Source organism: Empedobacter sp. UBA6305, assembly GCF_002440405.1.
Lineage (GTDB): Bacteria > Bacteroidota > Bacteroidia > Flavobacteriales > Weeksellaceae > Empedobacter > Empedobacter falsenii_B.
Map to the genome: position 1 here is coordinate 1 of NZ_DJTP01000021.1, position 4152 is coordinate 4152.

Consider the following 4152-nt stretch of genomic DNA (forward strand, 5'->3'; position numbering starts at 1 on the left):
TACTTTTGATTTTGAATCAGCAGTAACGGTAAGTGCTGCTTTCTCCACTGTCAAAGACTGGCTTATCGGTTTTGCAGGCAAATACTGATTATCTCCCAGTTGAGTAGCCGTGATCGTAACAGCTCCTGCACTGTGTGCTCTTACCTTCCATTTATTACCATCTGCTGCATCTTGATAGATGGAAGCTATTGCTGGATTAGAGGAAACATAAGAAACTGGAAGCCCCGAACCTGCCGTCGCCGTCAAAGTCTTATCGCTATCACCATAAGTCATGCTGGACAAAGAACCAAATGTAATCGTCTGTTCGCCCATTGCCTTAGCTGCCACAGTAGCCTTTTCACTGCTATTGCCCGCTTTATCTTCTGCAGAAAGGAAGTATGAATACGTAATTCCATTCGAGAGACTGGTATGCAAGTAACTATTTGTTCCTTTCAATAAAGTCGCCAATAGTACTTTTGCTCCACCTTCTGGTATCACATATAGTTGGTATTCTTTTAAGTCACTTTCTGTATTTGCATCCCAAGTTAGGGTAATCTTGGTATCTCCACCAACAGCTTTAAAGTTTGCTGGTATCGCCGGTGGCGTTTTATCGATACTAAAGCTTACTGTTGTCATATTACCTGCATTATCAGTAACCACGAGTATATAACTTCCTTCTGACGAAACTACACTACCAGAACTGAAACTACTACCATTTAGTGTTGCCTTACCTTCATTAAAACTAATGGTACGATTGGTATTGTATATACCGCCATTTGTTACGCCTGTAACTGAAGGTGCAGTATGGTCGATAGTATAAATCTCACCACTGGTAAATCCACTAACAGCATTATTATCAGCATCTTTTATTCCTGTACCATTGTTTAAATCTAATCTAATCGTTCCATCTCCTGACAAACCTGTTATAGTTACAGTATAAGTAGTCCCCGATCCAGTTACATTAGAAATACTACCGATTGTATTACCTATAGAAGTTAATGTAAAATCATCATTACTAACACCAGTTACATCTTTCGAAAATTCCACATTATATTCTACTGTATTTGCATTTGTAGGGTTGGTACTTCTTCTTGTAATTGATGATACGACTGCTGGAATTGATGCTGGCTGAGTAACTTGAAGATTATTAATTGTAAAAGTACATCCATTGTCATCGGTAATGGTAACAGAATAGGTGCCTGCAGTAAGATTTGACCTGTTCTGAGTTGTTATTCCGCCTCCCCAATTATAAGTATAAGAGCCGCTACCGCCTAACGGCGAAATATTTATTGCTCCATTATTTCCACCATAGTAACTCACGTCAGTAATAGTAAATCCTGTTATTATAGCCGGATTTTGAGCTATAGTAAAGGTTTTTGTTATAAAAGTTCCTTCATTATCTGTTATTGTAACAGTATAATTATTTGGAGATAAGCCAGTGGCAGTTGCACCATTTCCTCCCGATGGTGACCACGAATAGGTATACGGAGATTTTCCTCCCGAAGGTACAACTGTTGCCTTTCCGTTGTTCACACCATTACAAGCAATTGTTTGTGATTGAGTAGCAGATAGGGCAGGATTGGTTGTAAAAGATTTGACATCTCCATAAGCAGTCCCCGCGGCATTTGTCGCATAGGCTCTATAATATAGTGTTGTAGCTGCAGGCAATGAAGTTGCATTTATAGTAAACGCACCACTTCCATTGGTTGTTGCAGCTACATTTGTAACTCCTGGTCCATTTAGTACTGGGTTTGCTGTCGTTGACCAAACAATTCCTCTAGCACTTATTGTTGTTCCGTCATCAGTATTTGATCCTCCTACTGTAACTGTTTTGGCTCCTAAGTTTGTTACCGTAGCATCTGTTGTTACTGTTGGCTGGTTACTATATTTTTCCCAAGTAAAAGCATCAAACCCCATGTATGCATAATCACCACCTGCCGTAATAACTAATTCATCAATAACAATATTAGAATAGTTCTGTCCATTCAAATTTGTTAAATCTATGAGTGTGTACCCGTTAGTATTCCCTGATGAGTTAGCAAAACCAGTTATTTTTGTCTGGGTAAATTTGGTTACACTATTCAATTTACCTGTAATAGTTAATGTCCCTGTAATAGATTGATTATCATTAACATCACTAAGATAGATCCAAAAACGATTCATTCTAAATAAATTGGATGTTGTCTTGATGCTAAAAGATGCATTTGCAGTCGGTAGAGTATTATTATCTATAAATTGATTGTCTGCCGAAGTGCCGCTCCATCCCCAACCATTTGATCTATAAATATTAAAAGTACCTTTATGTGAAATGATATTAAAAACAACACCATTATCGGTAAAATTGATACTTCCTACAGATTCTGTTTCAAAAGTTTCTGTACTTGATTGTGCATTTACTACAATAGTAATAATAAACCACAACCAAAAAAATAAGTAGAGTTTTCTCATATTATTTGTTTTTAATTTTTAAAATAATTTTAGATAGTAAAAAAGTAGTCTTACAAATAAAGAGACAAAAACAGTTATTTCCTAATTTTAGGGGGGGACAAATAGGGGGACATTTGTAATGGTTTACGTTTTTAGAATATGGCAAAGTATTGATTTTGAATTTGTTAAATTTTAATAAATAGGAATATTATATTCATTAAGTAAATAATTTATTTTACTTTGTGTTTGTTGTGTATTTAAGAGTTGAATATTTTAATTTATTAGTAGTTTAAATATATTAAGTATTAAAAGCTTAGGTACATTTGTTCATTTTTTATTCATGAATTATTATTGTTTTATACCCTTCGGGGAAGTCTTGAAGTAAGTTAAAATATTGTAAAAAGTATTATGTAAAAAGTAGAATGTATTAAGTATAAAGTAGATGTGAGGTGTTAGTATTGAGAGGACTGTAAAATGTACAGATTAGATGTTAGATATGAGAATTGAGATTTTAGAGTCGTAAAATGTATTTGAATATTGAAAAATAGTCATAAAAATGTCATATGATTTGGAGGCGAGTGTCAAAAAGTTGAAAGTCATGGTTAAAATGTTTTACTGTTTGCGTAGCAAATGATTTAAAACATTCAATGGCTGAAACTAATTTTGACCGTCGAAAATCAAAGACAAGAGTTTTTTGATTACTTTTTTGCTCATAAAAAAGTGATAGAAAGGTTATTCTCGTTTTTCAAAACTATATTTCATTCATTTATTATTCAATACTTTTTTAATTGTTTTTAAATGAATTCATATACCCTTTGGGGAATCTTGATAAAAAAAACATTTGAAATTAAAAATTTGAAATTAAAAGGAGAAGCTCCTGTGGAGCTTAGGTATAAATTGTTACAAGTTGATTAATAATTTTACATTCATTTTTACCTTGACGCAAAAACATTTGAGATTAAGAGGAGAAGCTTTATAAGCTTCGGTATATTACTTTTTATTCATGAGTTATTATTGTTTTCGAATGAATTCATATGCCCTTCGGGGAAGTCTTGATCAAAAAGTAATCAAAAATTATTCATATGGTTTATTATTATTTTATGGTATTCATGAATGCAAAGCATTACAAGTCTATGCTTACAAGTCGGTCAATAATGGCTACTCGCTAAATGCTTTAAATCATTCGCATATGAAATGCGAACAGTAAATCATTTTTAACGCTCTTTACGCCGAATTGACGCTCGACTTTTCAGCAATGACGATTTATAAATTCATTGTTGAAAGTGGATTTGAATATTGAAAAAGGATAAAAAACCGGCATTAAAACTCACACGTTAAGAAAATAATTTAAGTTTTAAGTATTGAGTTTTAAGTAATAAGTTTTTACAAAATTTATGAATGAAAAAAGGATTAGAAAAATGTCATATGATTTGGAGACGAGTGTCAAAAAGTTGAGAGTCATGGTTAAAATGTTTTACTGTTTGCGTAGCAAATGATTTAAAACATTCAATGGCTGAAACTTATTTTGACCGTCGAAAATCAAAGACAAGTCTTTTTTCGTTAGTTTTTTTGACGAAAAAAAGTGACAAAAGATTTCTCGATACCTCGAAATGACATATTGAATGTGATTCTGAGACAAGCTCAGAATGACAAAATTCGTAAAACGTTAAGCGTAGAACGCAAAACTTAATAAAACCTATGTTTCTATTGTGGTTAGAGAAATAATGTGTTAAAAAGTGTTAAATT

At 33.1% G+C, this 4152-nt stretch carries 1 protein-coding gene; it reads right to left on the bottom strand.

Annotation, left to right across the window (positions count from 1 at the left end):
- A partial coding sequence (locus B3M86_RS05565) for a beta strand repeat-containing protein (protein WP_291078982.1) occupies nt 1-2427 on the bottom strand: 2427 nt, incomplete at its 3' end.
- Nucleotides 2428-4152: the final 1725 nt, after the last annotated feature.